The organism is Microvirga sp. BSC39 (genome assembly GCF_000739015.1).
Taxonomy (GTDB): Bacteria; Pseudomonadota; Alphaproteobacteria; order Rhizobiales; family Beijerinckiaceae; genus Microvirga.
This window is the reverse complement of record NZ_JPUG01000061.1, coordinates 1-20,065: the sequence shown is the minus strand read 5'-3', so window position 1 is coordinate 20,065 and position 20,065 is coordinate 1. Positions and strand designations below refer to the sequence as shown.

14 protein-coding genes and 1 tRNA gene are annotated in these 20,065 nt (G+C 63.6%); 1 reads left to right on the top strand and 14 read right to left on the bottom strand.

The window, feature by feature from the left end; all coding sequences use genetic code 11:
* The 4 genes from tuf (MA07_RS11250) to rpsL form a co-directional block, all read right to left on the bottom strand.
* Positions 1-1,179 (bottom strand): elongation factor Tu (gene tuf / locus MA07_RS11250; protein ID WP_036350593.1); only part of this gene is annotated, 1,179 nt, incomplete at its 3' end.
* Positions 1,180-1,223: 44 nt separating this feature from the next.
* Entirely contained in the window at positions 1,224-3,299 is a 2,076-nt protein-coding gene (gene fusA, locus MA07_RS11245) for an elongation factor G (RefSeq protein WP_036350591.1), read from the bottom strand.
* A 19-nt stretch (positions 3,300-3,318) separates the two neighbouring features.
* On the bottom strand, positions 3,319-3,789 hold the full coding sequence (gene rpsG, locus MA07_RS11240) for a 30S ribosomal protein S7 (protein WP_036350590.1): 471 nt from the start codon (positions 3,787-3,789) through the stop codon (positions 3,319-3,321).
* A 33-nt stretch (positions 3,790-3,822) separates the two neighbouring features.
* Complete coding sequence (gene rpsL / locus MA07_RS11235) at positions 3,823-4,194, bottom strand: 30S ribosomal protein S12 (RefSeq protein WP_009764294.1); 372 nt, start codon at positions 4,192-4,194, stop codon at positions 3,823-3,825.
* Between the two features lie 450 nt (positions 4,195-4,644).
* Here rpsL and MA07_RS11230 point away from each other — a divergent pair, with 450 nt between their 5' ends.
* On the top strand, positions 4,645-6,303 hold the full coding sequence (locus MA07_RS11230) for a glycosyltransferase family 4 protein (protein ID WP_052003082.1): 1,659 nt from the start codon (positions 4,645-4,647) through the stop codon (positions 6,301-6,303).
* A 63-nt stretch (positions 6,304-6,366) separates the two neighbouring features.
* Here MA07_RS11230 and rpoC read toward each other — a convergent pair whose 3' ends face one another.
* The 10 genes from rpoC to tuf (MA07_RS11180) form a co-directional block, all read right to left on the bottom strand.
* Positions 6,367-10,542 carry a DNA-directed RNA polymerase subunit beta' gene (gene rpoC, locus MA07_RS11225; protein ID WP_036350587.1) on the bottom strand — a complete coding sequence of 1,392 codons (4,176 nt, stop codon included), beginning with the start codon at positions 10,540-10,542 and terminating at the stop codon, positions 6,367-6,369.
* 105 nt (positions 10,543-10,647) lie between these two features.
* Positions 10,648-14,778 carry a DNA-directed RNA polymerase subunit beta gene (rpoB, locus tag MA07_RS11220; protein WP_036350585.1) on the bottom strand — a complete coding sequence of 1,377 codons (4,131 nt, stop codon included), beginning with the start codon at positions 14,776-14,778 and terminating at the stop codon, positions 10,648-10,650.
* A gap of 240 nt (positions 14,779-15,018) precedes the next feature.
* Complete coding sequence (gene rplL, locus MA07_RS11215) at positions 15,019-15,396, bottom strand: 50S ribosomal protein L7/L12 (RefSeq protein ID WP_036350583.1); 378 nt, start codon at positions 15,394-15,396, stop codon at positions 15,019-15,021.
* Between the two features lie 52 nt (positions 15,397-15,448).
* The gene (rplJ, locus tag MA07_RS11210; RefSeq protein WP_036350581.1) at positions 15,449-15,967 is read right to left on the bottom strand and encodes a 50S ribosomal protein L10; all 519 of its coding nucleotides are present in this window, start codon (positions 15,965-15,967) and stop codon (positions 15,449-15,451) included.
* A 561-nt stretch (positions 15,968-16,528) separates the two neighbouring features.
* On the bottom strand, positions 16,529-17,230 hold the full coding sequence (rplA, locus tag MA07_RS11205) for a 50S ribosomal protein L1 (protein ID WP_036350578.1): 702 nt from the start codon (positions 17,228-17,230) through the stop codon (positions 16,529-16,531).
* 10 nt (positions 17,231-17,240) lie between these two features.
* Complete coding sequence (rplK, locus tag MA07_RS11200) at positions 17,241-17,669, bottom strand: 50S ribosomal protein L11 (protein ID WP_036350576.1); 429 nt, start codon at positions 17,667-17,669, stop codon at positions 17,241-17,243.
* A 173-nt stretch (positions 17,670-17,842) separates the two neighbouring features.
* Positions 17,843-18,376, bottom strand: coding sequence for a transcription termination/antitermination protein NusG (gene nusG / locus MA07_RS11195; RefSeq protein WP_036350574.1), 534 nt, complete (start codon positions 18,374-18,376; stop codon positions 17,843-17,845).
* 12 nt (positions 18,377-18,388) lie between these two features.
* Positions 18,389-18,589, bottom strand: a complete 201-nt coding sequence (gene secE / locus MA07_RS11190) for a preprotein translocase subunit SecE (protein WP_036350572.1) — start codon at positions 18,587-18,589, stop codon at positions 18,389-18,391.
* A 162-nt stretch (positions 18,590-18,751) separates the two neighbouring features.
* A tRNA-Trp gene (locus tag MA07_RS11185) sits at positions 18,752-18,828 on the bottom strand.
* A 42-nt stretch (positions 18,829-18,870) separates the two neighbouring features.
* Positions 18,871-20,061 carry an elongation factor Tu gene (gene tuf / locus MA07_RS11180; protein ID WP_036350570.1) on the bottom strand — a complete coding sequence of 397 codons (1,191 nt, stop codon included), beginning with the start codon at positions 20,059-20,061 and terminating at the stop codon, positions 18,871-18,873.
* Between the last annotated feature and the right edge of the window lie 4 nt (positions 20,062-20,065).

Sequence of the window (20,065 nt, the reverse complement as noted above, 5' to 3'; positions counted from 1 at the left end):
GGCGGCGACGACGCCGGCGCCGACGGTGCGGCCGCCCTCACGGATGGCGAAGCGCAGCTTCTCCTCCATGGCGATCGGCGCAATCAGCGTCACTTCCATGGTGATGTTGTCGCCCGGCATCACCATCTCGGTGCCCTCAGGCAGCGTCACCACGCCCGTCACGTCCGTCGTGCGGAAGTAGAACTGCGGACGGTAGTTGCCGAAGAACGGCGTATGACGCCCGCCCTCTTCCTTCGTCAGGATGTAGGCCTCGGCCTTGAACTTCGTGTGCGGCTTGATCGAGCCCGGCTTGCACAGCACTTGGCCGCGCTCCACGTCCTCGCGCTTCGTGCCACGCAGCAGAACGCCCACGTTGTCGCCCGCCTGGCCCTGATCGAGCAGCTTGCGGAACATCTCGACGCCCGTCACCGTGGTCTTCACGGTGTCCTTGAGGCCCACGATCTCCACTTCCTCGCCGACCTTGACAACGCCGCGCTCCACGCGACCCGTCACCACCGTGCCGCGGCCCGAGATCGAGAACACGTCTTCGATTGGCATCAGGAACGGCTGGTCGATCGGGCGCTCCGGCTGCGGGATGTAGGCATCCACCTCAGCCATCAGCTTGAGAACCGCATCGCGGCCGATCTCAGGCTGGCGGTCCTCTAGAGCGCAAAGAGCCGAGCCCTTCACGATCGGAATGTCGTCGCCCGGGAAGTCGTACTTCGACAGAAGCTCGCGCACCTCGAGCTCAACAAGGTCGAGCAGCTCGGCGTCGTCGACCATGTCGACCTTGTTCATGAACACCACCAGGGCAGGCACGCCCACCTGGCGGGCCAGCAGGATGTGCTCGCGGGTCTGCGGCATCGCGCCGTCGGCCGAGGACACCACCAGGATCGCGCCGTCCATCTGAGCCGCACCCGTGATCATGTTCTTCACGTAGTCGGCGTGGCCGGGGCAGTCCACGTGGGCATAGTGCCGGTTCACGGTCTCGTACTCCACGTGCGCCGTGGAGATCGTGATGCCGCGGGCCTTCTCTTCCGGCGCCTTGTCGATCTGGTCGTACGCCGTAAACGTCGCCCCGCCAGACTCCGCCAGAACCTTCGTGATCGCCGCCGTCAGAGACGTCTTGCCATGGTCCACGTGACCAATCGTCCCAATGTTGCAGTGCGGCTTATTCCGCTCAAACTTTTCCTTCGCCATCGTGGCACCCGTTCCTTTGATCGTTCAAATTTCGCTTAGTAAGTTCAGGCGTACTTCGCCTGAACCTCGGCAGCCACGTTCGACGGCACCTGCTCGTAGTGGTCGAACTGCATGGTGTAGCTCGCACGACCCTGGCTCATGCCGCGCAGGGTGTTGACGTAGCCGAACATGTTGGCGAGCGGGACCATCGCGTTGATGACCACGGCGTTGCCGCGCATGTCCTGACCCTGGATCTGACCACGGCGGGAGTTCAGATCGCCGATCACCGAACCGGTGTAGTCTTCCGGAGTCGTGACCTCGACCTTCATCACCGGCTCGAGCAGAACCGAACCGCCCTTCTGGAGGGCTTCACGCAGAGCCGCACGAGAGGCGATTTCGAAGGCCAGGGCCGACGAGTCGACTTCGTGGAAGGCACCGTCGACGAGTTCGACCTTGAGGTCGACCACCGGGAAGCCGGCGACGACGCCAGCACCCACGACCGACTGCAGGCCCTTCTCGACGCCCGGGATGTACTCCTTCGGCACCGCGCCACCGACGATCTTCGACTCGAAGGCGAAGCCAGCACCCTGCTCGTTCGGCTGAACGACAATCTTGACACGGGCGAACTGACCCGTACCGCCGGTCTGCTTCTTGTGGGTGTAGTCGATCTCGGCCTTCTTCGTGACCGTCTCGCGATAGGCAACCTGCGGAGCGCCGATATTCGCATCGACCTTGTAGGTACGACGGAGAATGTCGACCTTGATGTCGAGGTGAAGCTCGCCCATGCCCTTCAGGATCGTCTGGCCCGACTCCTGGTCGGTGGAGACGCGGAAGGACGGGTCCTCGGCAGCCAGCTTCGACAGGGCGAGGCCCAGCTTCTCCTGGTCGGCCTTCGACTTCGGCTCGATGGCGATCTCGATCACCGGCTCCGGGAACTCCATGCGCTCAAGGATCACAGGCTTAGCCGGATCGCAGAGCGTGTCGCCGGTGCGGACTTCCTTGAGGCCTGCGAGGGCGACGATGTCGCCTGCATAGGCTTCCTTGATGTCCTCACGGTTGTTCGCATGCATCAGCAGCATGCGGCCAACGCGCTCTTTCTTGTCGCGGGACGAGTTGAGCAGAGTCTCACCGGCATTCACCTTGCCCGAGTAGACGCGGCAGAAGGTGATCGTTCCGACGAAGGGGTCGTCCATGATCTTGAAGGCGAGCATGGAGAAGCCTTCGTCGTCCTTCGGCTTACGGGTGGTCGGCTCTTCGGTCTTGAAGTCGATGCCCTGGATAGCCTCACGGTCTGCCGGGGACGGCAGGAAGTCCACGACGGCGTCGAGCAGGGGCTGAACGCCCTTGTTCTTGAACGCGGAGCCGCAGAGCACCGGATGGAAGGCGCGACGCTGCACGGCCGTACGGATCAGGCGACGCAGGGTCGCCTCGTCCGGCTCCTGGCCGTCGAGGTAGGCCATCATGGCCTCGTCGTCCATCTCCACGGCAGCTTCGACGAGCTTGCCGCGATATTCGAGGGCCTGGTCCTTCAGGTCGGCCGGGATCTCGACTTCGTCGAAGTTGGCGCCGAGCGCCTCGCCGGACCAGATCAGGGCCTTCATCTTGATCAGATCGACCATGCCGCGGAAGTCGCTCTCGGCACCGATCGGGATCTGAAGGCAGACGGGCTTGCCGGCCACGCGCTTGATGATGTCGGCGACGCAGTTGAAGAAGTTCGCGCCGGTCTTGTCCATCTTGTTGACGAACACGACACGGGGAACGTCGTACTTGTCGGCCTGGCGCCACACGGTCTCGGTCTGAGGCTCAACGCCCTGGTTGCCGTCGAGGACGCAGACAGCGCCGTCGAGGACGCGCAGCGAACGCTCGACTTCGATGGTGAAGTCGACGTGGCCGGGGGTGTCGATGATGTTCAGGCGCTTGTCGCGCCAGAAGCAGGTGGTCGCAGCGGAGGTGATCGTGATGCCACGCTCCTGCTCCTGCTCCATCCAGTCCATGGTGGCGGCACCCTCGTGCACTTCACCGATCTTGTGGGACTTACCGGTGTAGTAAAGGATGCGCTCGGTCGTGGTGGTCTTGCCGGCATCGATGTGGGCCATGATGCCGAAGTTGCGGTAGTCCTCAATCGCGTGCGTGCGGGGCATCGCTCAGCTCCTCAGACCTTTACCAGCGGTAATGCGAGAACGCACGGTTGGCTTCCGCCATACGGTGAGTGTCTTCGCGCTTTTTCACGGCATTGCCGCGGTTGTTCGAGGCATCGAGCAGCTCAGCGGAGAGACGCTCGATCATGGTCTTGTCGTTGCGGCCGCGGGCGGCCTGGATGATCCAACGGATCGCGAGAGCCTGACGGCGCTCGGTACGAACCTCGACCGGGACCTGATAGGTCGCACCGCCGACGCGGCGGGAGCGGACCTCGATCGCCGGAGCGACGTTGTCGAGGGCTTGCTTGAAGACCTCGAGCGGGTTCGCCTTGGCGCGGCTTTCGATGCTGTCGAATGCACCGTAGACGATGCTCTCGGCAGCGGACTTCTTGCCGTCGTACATGATGGAATTCATGAACTTCGTGACGACGATATCGCCGAACTTGGCGTCCGGGATGATCTCACGCTTCTCGGCACTATGGCGGCGGGACATGAGCTGGCTCCGACCTCAAATACAGTTGACGGCTTACTTCGGCCGCTTCGCGCCGTACTTCGAACGACGCTGCTTACGATTCTTCACGCCCTGGGTGTCGAGGACACCGCGGAGGATGTGATAACGGACACCCGGAAGGTCCTTCACGCGACCACCGCGGATCATGACCACGGAGTGCTCCTGAAGGTTGTGACCTTCGCCCGGGATGTACCCGATGACTTCGAACCCGTTCGTCAGGCGAACCTTGGCGACCTTACGCAGAGCCGAATTCGGCTTCTTCGGGGTCGTCGTATAAACGCGCGTGCACACGCCACGCTTCTGCGGGCAGGCCTCAAGCGCGGGAACCTTATTCCGGCTCTTTTGCGCAGTCCGCGGCTTGCGGATCAGCTGAGAGATCGTTGGCATCCTGTGCCCTCTTTGACCGACCACCCGACAGGTGGCCATGAATGTGTCTTCAACGGTTGAACGCCGCTCTTCGCTTCTGCGGGCCTTTTCAGGCTGCACAAAACGAAGCCACGCCATTGACTTGGGTAAGCCCTTGGCGCGGTGCGATTGCAGAGGACCACGGGATGTCCCGCGGTCGTGCCCTAAATCTGACGAGTGTCAGTCAAGGTTGAGTTCGGCAGCGTTTAGGTGGCATCCGTCGAAGCTAGGCGCTTCGACTGGCGAAAACCTACGGCCAGCCGGAAAGTCCGGTCTCTCTAGCGTCCGAGTCGTGCAAAGTCAACACTTTTCGGTAACGATCCAGAAAGGTGCTCCCAAACGACGGGATGCGGCCGGTTCTGTCTCTTCTATATGGGTTTCTTCCCGCTCGGCACAAGGTTATGAAGTAGCAACGATGCAGAGGGGCGAACGGTGACGGCGGCGATTCACTTTGAGACCGAGGCCTATGATGTGACGCATGGGAAGCCGATGGGCCGCCACTTCGCAGGTCATGGCTTCCTCTCGGCCTTTGCCCGGCATTCATCCCATGATGCTCCCGTCGGGTATGTGGGCAATGCAAAGTTCGGTGGGGAATTCTGCAGCTTCATCAAGAACTTTCGCCCGGAGAGCTCGCCGCGTTACATCGTGGCCGCCAAGGCCGGCGCTCTCAGGCAGGTCGGCTGCCTCTTCACGCCCAGTCCGATCAACGCCGCACAAACGTGGCAGAGGGAACTGCACGGACCCAGATCCTGGAGCCTGTGCGGGGTGAATCACACCCTCTCGTCCGCCCGGGCCATGGATGGGCTCTCCGCCCTCCTTGCCGCTGCGGTGCAGCCGTGGGATGCGATCATCTGCACATCAACGGCCTCGCGGGCGGTGATCGAGACGCTGTTCGCCCGCCAGGAGGAGCATCTGGCACGGCGCCTGGGTGCTACCCGGTCTATCCGGCCGCAACTCCCGGTGATTCCTCTCGGCGTGGACTGTGAGGCTCAGGCTCGGCGGTCGGAGCGCAGGGGCGAGGCGCGCTCATCTTTAGGCATCGAACCGGGTGACTTCGTCGTCCTGTTTCTCGGGCGCCTGTCTTTTCATGCCAAGGCCAATCCGACCCCCATGTACCTGGCCCTGGAGCGCGTGATGCGCCGTCATCGGGTCGTCCTGATCGAGTGCGGCTGGACGGCCAATGAGCACATTGCCCAAGCCTACGCGGATGCAAGGGCCAAGCTTTGTCCGTCCGTGCGATCCATCGTGCTCGACGGCCGCGTCAATGAGGTCCGGGATACGGCCTGGGCGGCAGCGGACGTATTCTGCTCCCTGTCCGACAACATTCAGGAGACCTTTGGCCTCACCCCTATCGAGGCCATGGCGGCGGGCCTTCCGGTGGTCGTGACCAACTGGGACGGATACAAGGATACGGTCAGGAACGGCATCGACGGATTTGCCGTTCCGACCATGGCTGCCCCTCCGGGAGCAGGACAGCATCTTGCGACGCGCCACGCGCTCGAAGTGGACACTTACGATTCCTATATCGGCCAGGCATCGACTGCGATCGCCGTGGACGTGGATGCGACGGCGGCAGCCTTCGAACGCCTCGCGGCCGATCCGGACCTGCGCCACCGCATGGGCGCGAACGGGGCGGCGCGCGCCAGAGAGCACTTCGACTGGAAAGTGATCGTCAGAGCCTATGAGGAGCTGTGGCAGGAACTGGCCGCTCTGAGAACCGCCGGGCAGGAAGCGCCCTCCCCTGGGGCCGCGCGCGGCATCTGGCCGGCTCGACCCGACCCGTTCGAACTCTTCGCCAGCTTTCCTTCCATCCCCTTTTCCAGCCAACAGGTCTTTTCGCAGGCAGCCGATGTCCCTGAAGCTGAGGTACTTGAGCGGCTGAGCCTGAGGGTGTCTCTGGTGAATGCGTCGCCGGATATCTCCTCTGCCTTTCTTCTCTCAGTGTGGAAGCTGGCTGGCGGCCGGGGCGCCACAGTCCGGGATATCCTTGCCGCGCACCAGAGCACCTCGCCCGCCCTGGCCGTCAGAGCCCTCCTGTGGCTGACGAAGCTCGGCCTGCTCAGGGTCGCCCCCAGGGCCGAGCGCCCCTAGGCACCCGCCCACGAAAAAGGCCGCCCGGAGGCGGCCTTCTCCTAGTTACGGTGTCTTCGCGGCCTACTCGGCCGCCGGAGGCAGCTCGCTGACCTGAGCCTGGGACTCGGAGCGCTTCTGCTGCAGGATCAGTTCGTCGCGGTGGGTCGCAACGGCCTTGATCTGAGCGGTGAGCGCGCCCGTGCCGGCCGGGATCAGGCTGCCGACGATGACGTTCTCCTTGAGGCCCTCGAGGGTGTCGACCTTGCCGTTGACCGCCGCTTCGGTGAGGACGCGGGTGGTCTCCTGGAAGGACGCCGCCGAGATGAAGGAGCGGGTCTGCAGCGAGGCCTTGGTGATGCCGAGCAGAACCGGCACGCCGACGGCGGGCTTCTTCTTCTCGGACACGAGACGCTCGTTGATCTCCTCGAACTCGAGACGATCCACCTGCTCGCCGTTGAGCAGCTCGGAATCGCCGCCCTCGGTGATCTCGACCTTCTGCAGCATCTGGCGAACGATCACCTCGATGTGCTTGTCGTTGATGAGCACGCCCTGGAGGCGGTAGACCTCTTGGATCTCGTTCACGAGGTAGGCGGCGAGCTCCTCGACGCCCTTGATCGCCAGGATGTCGTGCGGGGCCGGGTTGCCGTCGACGATGAAGTCTCCGGTCTCGACCACGTCGCCGTCCTGCAGGTGGATGTGCTTGCCCTTCGGGATCAGGTACTCCACCGGCTCCGAACCATCGTGCGGGTTCAGCGTCAGGCGACGCTTGCTCTTGTAGTCGCGGCCGAACTGGATCGTGCCGGACTTCTCCGCAATGATGGCCGCATCCTTCGGACGGCGGGCCTCGAACAGCTCCGCCACGCGCGGCAGACCGCCCGTGATGTCGCGGGTCTTGGCGCTCTCGGTCGAGACGCGGGCGAGGATGTCGCCGGCCTTGACCTTCGAGCCTGGATCGGACGCGAGGATCGCATCCACGGGCAGGAGGTACCGGGCGTCGCCGCCGCGGGCGACCTTGGCCACCTTGCCGCCGGCACCCTGGATGACCACCGCCGGACGCAGATCGGCCGTACGCGGAGAACCGCGCCAGTCGATGACCACGCGCTTGGCGATGCCGGTCGACTCGTCCATCGACTCGATCATCGATGCGCCGTCCACGAGGTCCTCGTAGCCCACCGTACCGTCGATCTCGGTGAGGATCGGCCGGGAGTAAGGATCCCACTCGGCAATACGCTGGCCGCGCTTGATCGTGTCGCCCTCGTCCACCTTCAGGCGGGAGCCGTATTGCAGGCGGTGAACCGCCCGCTCGGCGCCGTCCGAACCGATGATCACAACAGCCACGTTGCGGCCCATGACGACGAGATCGCCGTCGGAGTTGCGCGCAATGTTCTTGTTGCGGAAGCCGATCGTGCCTTCGAAGCTCGACTCGATGAAGGACGAGTCGGCAATCTGGGCCGCGCCACCGATGTGGAAGGTACGCATGGTAAGCTGCGTGCCCGGCTCACCGATGGACTGCGCCGCGATGACGCCGACAGCCTCGCCGTGGTTGACCGGGGTGCCCCGGGCCAGGTCGCGGCCGTAGCAGGTGGCGCAGACGCCGTTCTTCGACTCACAGACGAGCACGGAGCGGATCTTCACCTCCTGGATACCGGCAGCGCCGATCGCCTCGAGGTGATGCTCCTCGATCATCGTTCCCTTGGGCACGATGACGGCGCCGTCCTGGGCCACCAGATCCTCTGCCGTCGAGCGGCCGAGGATGCGGGACGCCAGTGACGCGACCACCTGGCCGGCGTCGATGATGGCGCGCATCTTGATGCCGCGCTCGGTGCCGCAATCCGGCTCACGGATGACCGCGTCCTGCGCCACGTCGACGAGGCGGCGGGTCAGGTAGCCCGAGTTCGCCGTCTTGAGCGCAGTGTCGGCCAGACCCTTACGGGCGCCGTGGGTCGAGTTGAAGTACTCGAGAACGTCGAGGCCTTCCTTGAAGTTCGAGATGATCGGCGTCTCGATGATCTCGCCCGACGGCTTGGCCATGAGGCCGCGCATCGCCGCGAGCTGCTTCATCTGGGCCGGCGAACCACGGGCGCCCGAGTGGGACATCATGTAGATCGAGTTAACCGGCTTATCGCGTCCGTTCTCGTCCTTCTGCACCGTGGAGATGCGGTTCATCATCTCGCCGGCGAGGCGGTCCGAGCACTTCGCCCACGCGTCGACAACCTTGTTGTACTTCTCGCCCTGGGTGATGAGGCCGTCCTGGTACTGCTGCTCGTAGTCCTTCGCGAGGGCACGGGTCTCCTCGACGATCTCCCACTTGTTCTCCGGGATCACCATGTCGTCCTTGCCGAACGAGATGCCGGCCTTGAACGCATTGTAGAAGCCGAGGCCCATGATGCGGTCGCAGAAGATCACCGATTCCTTCTGACCGCAGTGCCGGTACACGGCATCGATCATGTTGGAGATCTCCTTCTTCGTCATGAGCTTGTTCACGACGTCGAAGGGGAGCATCGGGTGCTTGGGCAGGAGGCGCGAGAGCATGACGCGGCCGGCCGTGGTGTCGACGATCTTCGACACCGGCTTGCCGTCCTCGTCGAGGCCTTCCCAGCGATAGCGGATCTTCGTGTGGAGCGTGATGACCTTCTCGTTCAGGGCATGCTCGATCTCGCCCATGTCGGCGAAGGCTTTGCCCTGGCCGGGCTGGCCGTCCGACACGATGGAGAGATAGTAGAGGCCGAGAACGATGTCCTGCGACGGCACGATGATCGGCTGACCGTTGGCCGGGTGCAGGATGTTGTTGGTCGACATCATCAGCACGCGGGCTTCAAGCTGAGCCTCGAGCGAGAGCGGCACGTGGACGGCCATCTGGTCGCCGTCGAAGTCCGCGTTGAACGCGGCGCAGACGAGCGGGTGCAGCTGGATCGCCTTGCCCTCGATCAGGGTGGGCTCGAAGGCCTGGATGCCCAGACGGTGCAGGGTCGGCGCGCGGTTCAGGAGAACCGGGTGCTCGCGGATGACCTCGTCCAGGATGTCCCAAACCTCGGGCTTTTCCTTCTCGACGAGCTTCTTCGCCTGCTTGACGGTGGCGGAGAGACCGCGCGCGTCGAGCTTGGCGTAGATGAACGGCTTGAAGAGCTCGAGCGCCATCTTCTTCGGCAGGCCGCACTGGTGCAGCTTGAGCTCCGGACCCACCACGATGACCGAGCGGCCCGAGTAGTCCACGCGCTTGCCGAGCAGGTTCTGGCGGAACCGGCCCTGCTTGCCCTTGAGCATGTCGGCGAGCGACTTCAGCGGGCGCTTGTTGGCACCCGTGATGACGCGGCCGCGGCGGCCGTTGTCGAACAGGGCATCGACCGCCTCCTGGAGCATGCGCTTCTCGTTGCGGACGATGATGTCCGGCGCACGCAACTCCATGAGCCGCTTCAGGCGGTTGTTGCGGTTGATGACGCGGCGGTAGAGGTCGTTCAGGTCCGAGGTCGCGAAGCGGCCGCCGTCCAGCGGCACGAGCGGACGCAGGTCCGGCGGGATCACCGGAACGACCGTCATGATCATCCACTCGGGCTTGTTGCCCGACTGGACGAAGGCCTCGATGATCTTGAGGCGCTTCATGAGCTTCTTGGGCTTCAGCTCGGACGTAGTGACCGCGATCTCCTCGCGGATCTCCTGGGCGGTCTTCTCGAGGTCGAGCTCCTGCAGGATCCGGCGGATTGCCTCCGCGCCGATCATGGCCGTGAAGCTGTCCTCACCGAACTCGTCCTGAGCACGGATGTACTCCTCCTCGGAGAGGAGCTGACGGTCCTTGAGCGGCGACAGTCCGGCATCGACGACGATGTAGGACTCGAAATAGAGGATGCGCTCCAGATCCTTCAGGGTCATGTCGAGCAGCAGACCGATGCGGCTCGGCAGGGACTTGAGGAACCAGATGTGAGCGACGGGCGCGGCGAGCTCGATGTGGCCCATGCGGTCGCGACGGACGCGGGCCAGCGTCACCTCGACGCCGCACTTCTCGCAGATCACGCCCTTGTACTTCATGCGCTTGTACTTGCCGCACAGGCACTCGTAGTCCTTGATCGGGCCAAAGATGCGCGCGCAGAACAAGCCGTCACGCTCGGGCTTGAACGTGCGGTAGTTGATGGTCTCCGGCTTCTTGATCTCGCCGTAGGACCAGGACAGAATCTTCTCAGGGCTCGCGATCGAGATCTTGATCTGATCGAAGCTCTGCGGCTGGGCCGTCTGGTTGAAGAGATTCATGACCTCTTGATTCATCGCCGTCTCCTGAGCTGGAGGGCGCTAGATAAGCACCCTCACCGGCAATTGCATGGGGCCGCGGCATCATCGCCGCGGCCAAACGTCAGTCTTGAAGCGTAGCGCTTATTCGGCAGCCTCGGACGGGGGCAGCTGCCCCGCCTCGTTGGCAGCCTTCTTGGAATTGGTCAGCTCCACGTTGAGGCCGAGCGAACGCATTTCCTTCACGAGAACGTTGAAGCTCTCCGGAATGCCCGACTCGAAGGTGTCGTCGCCACGAACGATGGCTTCGTAGACCTTCGTACGGCCGGCCACGTCGTCCGACTTGACCGTGAGCATTTCCTGCAGGGTGTAGGCGGCGCCGTAAGCCTCCAGAGCCCACACCTCCATTTCGCCGAAGCGCTGGCCGCCGAACTGGGCCTTGCCGCCCAGCGGCTGCTGGGTGACGAGGCTGTAGGGGCCGATGGAGCGGGCGTGGATCTTGTCGTCCACGAGGTGGTGGAGCTTCAGCATGTAGATGTAGCCCACGGTCACCTTGCGGTCGAAAGGCTCGCCGGTCTTGCCGTCATAGAGCGTCACCTGACCCGACGGGTCGAGGCCGGCCTTCTGCAGCATGACCTCGATGTCCGATTCCTTCGCACCGTCGAAGACCGGGGTGGCGAACGGAACACCGCGACGCAGCTTGTTGCCGAGCTCAGCCAGTTCCTCGTCGGAAGCCTGCTCGATTTCCGGCAGGTTGCCGTAGATCGACACCAGCTGATCGCGAAGTCCCTTGGACTGGCCCGACCGCATATAGGCATCGACCGCCTGGGCGACCTGCTTGCCGAGACCGGCAGCAGCCCAGCCAAGGTGCGTCTCGAGGATCTGACCGACGTTCATGCGGCTCGGCACGCCCAGCGGGTTGAGCACGATGTCCGCGTGCGTCCCGTCCTCGAGGAACGGCATGTCCTCGATGGGAACGATGCGCGACACGACACCCTTGTTGCCGTGACGGCCGGCCATCTTGTCGCCCGGCTGGATCTTGCGCTTCACGGCGACGAAGACCTTGACCATCTTCATGACGCCCGGAGGAAGCTCGTCGCCGCGCTGCAGCTTCTCGACCTTGTCGAGGAAGCGCTGCTCGAGGCGCTTCTTCGACTCGTCGTACTGCTTCTGCATGGCCTCGATCTCGGTCATCAGAGCATCGTCTTCAACCGCGAACTGCCACCACTGCGACCGCGGGTGCTCGTTGAGGAGCTCGCGGGTGATCTTCGTGTCCTTCTTGAAGCCCTTCGGGCCCGCAACGGCGCTCTTGCCCGAGAGAATCTCGGCCAAACGCGCATAGGTGTTGCGGTCGAGGATCGCCTGCTCGTCGTCGCGGTCCTTCGCGAGACGCTCGATTTCCTCGCGCTCGATGGCCTGGGCGCGCTCGTCCTTGTCGACGCCGTGACGGTTGAAGACACGAACTTCCACGATGGTGCCGGTCACGCCCGGGGGCACGCGTAAGCTCGTGTCACGGACGTCGGAGGCCTTCTCGCCGAAGATGGCGCGCAGAAGCTTCTCTTCCGGCGTCATCGGGCTCTCGCCCTTCGGCGTGATCTTGCCGACGAGGATGTCGCCCGCATGAACCTCGGCGCCGATATAGACGATGCCGGCCTCGTCCAGGTTCTTCAGCGCCTCTTCCGACACGTTCGGAATGTCGCGCGTGATTTCCTCAGGACCCAGCTTCGTGTCGCGGGCCATCACTTCGAATTCCTCGATGTGGATCGAGGTGAAGACGTCTTCCTTCACGATCCGCTCGGAGAGCAGGATCGAGTCTTCGAAGTTGTAGCCGTTCCACGGCATGAACGCGACGAGCACGTTCCGGCCGAGCGCGAGCTCTCCGTATTCGGTCGAAGGACCGTCGGCGATGATGTCGCCCTTGCGCACGAGGTCGCCGGCGCGGACCAGCGGCTTCTGCGTGATGCAGGTCGACTGGTTGGAGCGCTGGAACTTCTGCAGGCGGTAGATGTCGACGCCCGGACGGGTCGGATCCGTGTTCTCCGTCGCGCGGATAACGATACGGGTCGCGTCCACCTGGTCGACCACGCCGGTGCGGCGGGCCGCAATGGCGGCACCCGAGTCGCGGGCCACGACGGCTTCCATGCCGGTGCCGACGAACGGAGCGTCCGCCTGCACGAGCGGCACGGCCTGACGCTGCATGTTCGAACCCATGAGCGCGCGGTTCGCGTCGTCGTTCTCGAGGAACGGGATGAGCGCGGCCGCGACCGACACGAGCTGCTTCGGCGAAACCTCCATGAGGTCCACGCGGTCCGGAGCCACGACGATGTTGTCACCGGCGCGGCGGCAGATCACGAGCTCTTCCGTGAGGGTGCCGTTGCCGTCGAGCAGCGAGTTGGCCTGGGCGATGTTGTACTTCGCCTCTTCCATGGCCGAGAGGTAGATCACCTCGTCGGTCACGCGGCTGTCGCGCACGCGGCGGAACGGCGTCTCGATGAAGCCGTACTTGTTGACGCGGGCGAAGGTGGCCAGCGAGTTGATCAGACCGATGTTCGGGCCTTCCGGCGTCTCGATCGGGCAGATGCGGCCGTAGTGCGTCGGGTGCACGTCGCGCACCTCGAAGCCGGCGCGCTCGCGGGTCAGACCGCCCGGGCCAAGCGCCGAGAGACGACGCTTGTGCGTGACCTCGGAGAGCGGGTTGGTCTGGTCCATGAACTGCGAGAGCTGCGAGGAGCCGAAGAACTCGCGCACGGCGGCAGCCGCCGGCTTCGCGTTGATCAGGTCCTGCGGCATGACGGTGTCGATATCGACTGACGACATGCGCTCCTTGATCGCGCGCTCCATGCGGAGCAGGCCCAGACGGTACTGGTTCTCCATGAGCTCGCCGACCGAACGCACACGGCGGTTGCCGAGGTGGTCGATGTCGTCGATCTCGCCCTTGCCGTCGCGCAGGTCCACGAGCGCCTTCGTGACCGCCAGGATGTCCTCGCGGCGAAGGGTGCGCACGGTGTCCTCGGCGTCGAGGTCGAGGCGCATGTTCATCTTCACGCGGCCCACGGCCGAGAGGTCGTAGCGCTCGGCGTCGAAGAACAGCGAGTTGAACATCGCTTCCGCCGTGTCGAGGATCGGCGGCTCGCCCGGACGCATGACGCGGTAGATGTCGAACAGGGCATCCTCGCGGGAGTTAGCCTTGTCGACGGCCAGCGTATTGCGGATGTACGGGCCGATCGTGACGTGGTCGATGTCGAGAACCGGAATCTCGGTGAAGCCGGCGTCGTCCAGACCCTTCAGCAGCTTCTCGGTGATCTCGTCGCCGGCCTCGGCGTAGATCTCGCCGGTGGACGGGTTGACGAGGTCCTCGCCGATATACTGACCGTAGAGGTCCTCATCGGTCGCGCGCAGGTTCTTGAGGCCCTTCTCGGCCAGCTGGCGGGCGGCACGCGCCGTCAGCTTCTTGCCGGCCTCGAGCACGACCTCGCCCGACTTGGCGTCGACCAGGTCCACGGAGGCCTTGAAGCCCTTCATGCGCTCCGCATCGAACGGCACCGACCAGGCGTCGCCGTCGCGGGTATAGGTGATGCGGTTGTAGAAGGTGTTGAGGATCTCCTCGCCGTCGAGACCCAGCGCGTAGAGCAGCGACGTGACCGGGAGCTTACGCTTGCGGTCGATACGGGCGTACACGATGTCCTTGGCGTCGAACTCGATGTCGAGCCAGGAACCGCGATACGGGATGATGCGGGCAGCAAACAGCAGCTTGCCGGAGGAGTGCGTCTTGCCCTTGTCGTGGTCGAAGAACACGCCCGGCGAACGGTGCATCTGCGAGACGATCACGCGCTCAGTGCCGTTCACGATGAAGGTGCCGTTGTCGGTCATGAGCGGCATGTCGCCCATGTAGACGTCCTGCTCCTTGATGTCCTTCACGGAGCGGGCGCCGGTATCCGGGTCCACATCGAACACGATGAGGCGCAGCGTGACCTTAAGCGGCGCAGCGAAGGTCATGCCCCGCTGGCGGCACTCGTCCACGTCATACTTCGGCGGCTCGAACGTGTACTTCACGAACTCGAGCAGGGCAGTATTCGAAAAGTCCGAAATCGGGAAAACCGATTTGAAGACGGCTTGCAAGCCCTCTTCCGGCCGGCCACCCTTTGGTTCTTCGACCATCAGGAACTGGTCGTAGGATGCCTTCTGAACCTCGATGAGGTTCGGCATCTCCGCCACTTCCTTGATTTTTCCGAAGAACTTGCGAATGCGCTTCCGGCCGATCAGTGTATTGGCCATCTGGACCTCGTTCCTCATACACGGCTAATCGAGAATCCCGGGATCGGGACCCTGGATGAGCCGCCCGGCGGAAAGCGCCGGTTTTCGAACCAATCCGGGCTCTTTGCGAGCCCTTCTAAACATCACCAAAGAAGCCCGGCCTCTTTGACGACACAACGGCCCCAGGCAAAAACGCCTGGGACCGTGTGTTTTGAGCCCCGATCGCTCGGGGGTAACCCTGCGGCCTTGACGGCCGCAAAATTACTTGAGCTCGACCTTGGCGCCGACCTTTTCGAGGGTCGCCTTGATCTTCTCGGCTTCGTCCTTGGAAACGCCTTCCTTGACGGGCTTCGGCGCACCTTCGACGAGGTCCTTAGCTTCCTTCAGGCCCAGGCCCGTGATGCCACGGACTTCCTTGATGACCTCGATCTTCTTGTCGCCGGCAGCAGCCAGGACGACCGTGAACTCGGTCTGCTCTTCAGCAGCCGGAGCACCGGCGCCAGCGCCAGGAGCGGCAGCAACGGCAACAGCAGCGGCGGCGGAAACGCCCCACTTCTCTTCGAGCATCTTCGAGAGCTCAGCGGCCTCGAGAACGGTCAGCGACGAAAGATCGTCAACGAGCTTGGCAAGATCAGCCATTTTCTAGTTCCTTAGGTTCAGTTCGAACGATTGATGGTGTTGAGGTACGGCCTCACGCCGCTTCGCCTGTCTTGGCATAGGCCCCGAACACGCGGGCGAGCTTTGCCGCCGGCGCAGTGCTGAGCTGAGCGATCTTGGTAGCCGGAGCCTGGATAAGGCCGACCAGCTTGCCGCGCAGTTCATCAAGGGACGGCAGAGTGGCAAGTGCCTTCACTCCGTCCACGTTCAGGGAGGTCGCGCCCATTGCGCCACCGAGGATCACGAGCTTGTCGTTCCCCTTGGCGAAATCAACAGCGACCTTGGGCGCCGCGACCGGATCGCTCGAATAAGCGATCAGGGTCGGACCTTTCATAAGGCCCGAGATGGACGCGACGTCCTTGCCTTCGAGAGCGATTTTGGCGAGGCTGTTTTTTGCGACCTTCACGGTGGCGCCGGCCTGCTTCATCTGCGCGCGCAGCTTCTGCATGTCGGCGACCGTGAGGCCAGCATAGTGGGCGACGACGACAACGCTCGTGGTGTTAAACACGTCGTTGAGAGTCGAGACGAGCTCGCGCTTTGCTGCTCTTTCCACTGGGCTCTCTCCGGTTGGCGGAAGTATCCGCCGGTTGCATTTGCCGCTCAAGGCCCGGACTTGCATCCGAGGCATCTTGAACGACGCTCTCGCAAGCCCTGTCCCCCAAATGACGCCTGGCGGCGCACCGGGTGAGATGGTTCGAACCGACTCCCATCATCTGCGTTAGCAGATGGCAAACTCGGCTTCCCCGTCTATGCAGGCCCTTACGAATTAAACCGGCAAGCCGGCACCTGCAGTCTTGGACAGGACATAGCCGGAACGCGCCAAAAGTTGCCTCTTGGCTCGCCGGCCTGTCACCGCCCCGTCTCCGGGACGGATTCTCAGCCTAACGCTCACGCAAAAGCGGAGCCTCGGCCTATGTTGGAAACTCAAAGAATCCCTATAATCCTTTTTTCCCCTCTTGCCAAGGGGCAGGGAGGTGTAAGTTTTAAGGATTTTGTGGCCCTAGGGTCAGGCCCGGTCCGGGCCCTTCCCAACGGCATATAGCCATGCCGCTCGCAATAGAAAAGGGCCGGCGCCCTGGACGCCGGCCCTTCCGAAGTCCGGTACGGGACAATCTTAGGCGTTGAGGACCGAAGCCGGGTCGACCTTCACGCCCGGGCCCATCGTCGAGGAGACGGCGACGCGCTGGATGTAGGTACCCTTGGCGCCGGTGGGCTTCGCCTTGGAGACGGCATCGGCGAAAGCCTTGATGTTCTCCACGAGCTTGGCCTCGTCGAAGGACGCCTTGCCGATGCCGGCATGGACGATGCCAGCCTTCTCGACGCGGAACTCGACGGCGCCGCCCTTGGCAGCCTCGACGGCGCCCTTGACGTCCATGGTGACCGTTCCGACCTTCGGGTTCGGCATCAGGCCGCGCGGGCCGAGTACCTTACCGAGACGGCCGACGAGGGGCATCATGTCCGGGGTGGCGATGCAGCGATCGAAGTCGATCGTGCCGCCGTTGACGACCTCGAAGAGTTCCTCGGCGCCCACCACGTCCGCACCGGCAGCCTTGGCCTCGTCGGCCTTGGCGCCGCGGGCGAACACGGCTACGCGAACCGTACGGCCGGAGCCGTTCGGCAGGTTGCAGACGCCGCGGACCATCTGGTCGGCGTGGCGGGGATCGACGCCGAGGTTCATCGAGATCTCGATGGTCTCGTCGAACTTCGCCTTGGCGCGTTCCTTGATCAGCTTCACCGCGTCCTGGATCGGGTAGAGCTTGGTGGCATCGACGCCCTCGCGGGCGGCACGGATGCGCTTGCCTTCTTTCACAGCCATCATGCCCTCCTTATGTCACTTCCATGCCCATCGAGCGCGCGGAGCCCTCGATCATGGCTATGGCGGATTCGACGGTGTCGCAGTTGAGATCGACCATCTTCTTCTCGGCGATCTCGCGGATCTGGTCGCGGGTCACGCGGCCGACATTGCCGCCCTTGCCGGGGGTCTGCGAACCCTTGTCGATCTTCGCGGCTTTCTTGAGCCAGTACGAGACCGGGGGCTGCTTCATTTCGAAGGTGAAGGAGCGGTCCTGATACGCGGTGATGATCACCGGGATCGGGGTCCCCTTCTCCATCTGCGCGGTCTTCGCATTGAAGGCCTTGCAGAATTCCATGATGTTCAGGCCGCGCTGACCGAGCGCCGGACCGATCGGCGGCGACGGGTTGGCTGCGCCTGCGGGCACTTGAAGCTTAACGTAGCCCGAGATTTTCTTTGCCATAGGACTGCTCCTAATGGACCACGCACCCGGGGCCAACCGAGCGGCATGGCAGTTGCAGATCGCGGTGCGGCCTCATGATGGCCCGGCTGGCGACCGGGCAGACCTCCCGCGGATGAAAGGCCCTCTCAGAGGACCTGAGAAGTGCCACCACTTGGGTGCCACTTCCCTTCCGGTCAGACCTTTTCGACCTGACCGTATTCGAGTTCGACCGGCGTTGCGCGGCCGAAGATGGACACCGCCACCTTGAGGCGGGCCCGGGCGTGGTCGACTTCCTCGACGACGCCGTTGAACGAGGCGAACGGCCCGTCGGAGACGCGGACCTGCTCGCCGATCTCGAAGCTCATGGAAGGCTTCGGATGATCGACGCCCTCGGCCACCTGGCCCTTGATCCGCTCGGCCTCACGATCCGGGATCGGAACCGGCTTGGACTTGTCGGCACCCAGGAAGCCCGTCACCTTGGGCGTATTCTTGATGAGGTGATACACCTCGTCGGTCAGGTCGCACTTCACCAGAACATAGCCCGGGAAGAACTTGCGCTCGGTGTCGACCTTGCGGCCGCGACGCACCTCGACGACCTTCTCGGTCGGCACCATGACCTCGTCGAACTTGTCCTCAAGGCCACGCTGGGCGGCCTGATCCTTGATCGACTGAGCGACCTTGTTCTCGAAGTTCGAATAGGCGTGGACGATGTACCAACGCTTCGTCATTGCATCCACCCCTTAACCGCCAAGCCCGAGGATCACCGAGCGAACGCCCCAGCCGATCGCCTGATCGACGACCAGGAAGAAGATGCTGGCCAGCACCACCATCACGAACACCATGGCGGTTGTGATCATGGTCTCCTTGCGAGTCGGCCAGGTCACCTTCGCGGCTTCCGAGCGGACCTGCTGTATGAAATCGAACGGGTTCGTCTTCGCCATTTCACCTACGTCCACATCGCTTTGAGAGCGCTCGCGAACGTCCTCTAAGGGCACAGTTGGGCCCAAATTGAAGGGGCGCGAGGCTGCTTTTGAGCCCCGCGCCGCCTGTTCAAACCATCTACGGGGCGCTCTCTAACGCATAACGCCCGCTTTGTCGACCGCTGGCAGGAGTGGAGGGACTCGAACCCCCAACCCCCGGTTTTGGAGACCGGTGCTCTAGCCGATTGAGCTACACTCCTCCGGCGGTCAACAGGTGGCGGTATCCCGCCACCTGGATCTCATTAGTCCATCACGGCGGCGACGACGCCGGCGCCGACGGTGCGGCCGCCCTCACGGATGGCGAAGCGCAGCTTCTCCTCCATGGCGATCGGCGCAATCAGCGTCACTTCCATGGTGATGTTGTCGCCCGGCATCACCATCTCGGTGCCCTCAGGCAGCGTCACCACGCCCGTCACGTCCGTCGTGCGGAAGTAGAACTGCGGACGGTAGTTGCCGAAGAACGGCGTATGACGCCCGCCCTCTTCCTTCGTCAGGATGTAGGCCTCGGCCTTGAACTTCGTGTGCGGCTTGATCGAGCCCGGCTTGCACAGCACTTGGCCGCGCTCCACGTCCTCGCGCTTCGTGCCACGCAGCAGAACGCCCACGTTGTCGCCCGCCTGGCCCTGATCGAGCAGCTTGCGGAACATCTCGACGCCCGTCACCGTGGTCTTCACGGTGTCCTTGAGGCCCACGATCTCCACTTCCTCGCCGACCTTGACAACGCCGCGCTCCACGCGACCCGTCACCACCGTGCCGCGGCCCGAGATCGAGAACACGTCTTCGATTGGCATCAGGAACGGCTGGTCGATCGGGCGCTCCGGCTGCGGGATGTAGGCATCCACCTCAGCCATCAGCTTGAGAACCGCATCGCGGCCGATCTCAGGCTGGCGGTCCTCTAGAGCGCAAAGAGCCGAGCCCTTCACGATCGGAATGTCGTCGCCCGGGAAGTCGTACTTCGACAGAAGCTCGCGCACCTCGAGCTCAACAAGGTCGAGCAGCTCGGCGTCGTCGACCATGTCGACCTTGTTCATGAACACCACCAGGGCAGGCACGCCCACCTGGCGGGCCAGCAGGATGTGCTCGCGGGTCTGCGGCATCGGGCCGTCGGCCGAGGACACCACCAGGATCGCGCCGTCCATCTGAGCCGCACCCGTGATCATGTTCTTCACGTAGTCGGCGTGGCCGGGGCAGTCCACGTGGGCATAGTGCCGGTTCACGGTCTCGTACTCCACGTGCGCCGTGGAGATCGTGATGCCGCGGGCCTTCTCTTCCGGCGCCTTGTCGATCTGGTCGTACGCCGTAAACGTCGCCCCGCCAGACTCCGCCAGAACCTTCGTGATCGCCGCCGTCAGAGACGTCTTGCCATGGTCCACGTGACCAATCGTCCCAATGTTGCAGTGCGGCTTATTCCGCTCAAACTTTTCCTTCGCCATTGAT

What these genes read in the sequence shown, in the direction of transcription:
- fusA (WP_036350591.1), bottom strand. Translation starts at nt 3,299, where the DNA reads ATGCCCCGCACGCACGCGATTGAGGACTACCGCAACTTCGGCATCATG.
- rpsG (WP_036350590.1), bottom strand. Translation starts at nt 3,789, where the DNA reads ATGTCCCGCCGCCATAGTGCCGAGAAGCGTGAGATCATCCCGGACGCC.
- rpsL (WP_009764294.1), bottom strand. Translation starts at nt 4,194, where the DNA reads ATGCCAACGATCTCTCAGCTGATCCGCAAGCCGCGGACTGCGCAAAAG.
- rpoC (WP_036350587.1), bottom strand. Translation starts at nt 10,542, where the DNA reads ATGAATCAAGAGGTCATGAATCTCTTCAACCAGACGGCCCAGCCGCAG.
- rpoB (WP_036350585.1), bottom strand. Translation starts at nt 14,778, where the DNA reads ATGGCCAATACACTGATCGGCCGGAAGCGCATTCGCAAGTTCTTCGGA.
- rplL (WP_036350583.1), bottom strand. Translation starts at nt 15,396, where the DNA reads ATGGCTGATCTTGCCAAGCTCGTTGACGATCTTTCGTCGCTGACCGTT.
- rplA (WP_036350578.1), bottom strand. Translation starts at nt 17,230, where the DNA reads ATGGCTGTGAAAGAAGGCAAGCGCATCCGTGCCGCCCGCGAGGGCGTC.
- rplK (WP_036350576.1), bottom strand. Translation starts at nt 17,669, where the DNA reads ATGGCAAAGAAAATCTCGGGCTACGTTAAGCTTCAAGTGCCCGCAGGC.
- nusG (WP_036350574.1), bottom strand. Translation starts at nt 18,376, where the DNA reads ATGACGAAGCGTTGGTACATCGTCCACGCCTATTCGAACTTCGAGAAC.
- secE (WP_036350572.1), bottom strand. Translation starts at nt 18,589, where the DNA reads ATGGCGAAGACGAACCCGTTCGATTTCATACAGCAGGTCCGCTCGGAA.
- tuf (WP_036350570.1), bottom strand. Translation starts at nt 20,061, where the DNA reads ATGGCGAAGGAAAAGTTTGAGCGGAATAAGCCGCACTGCAACATTGGG.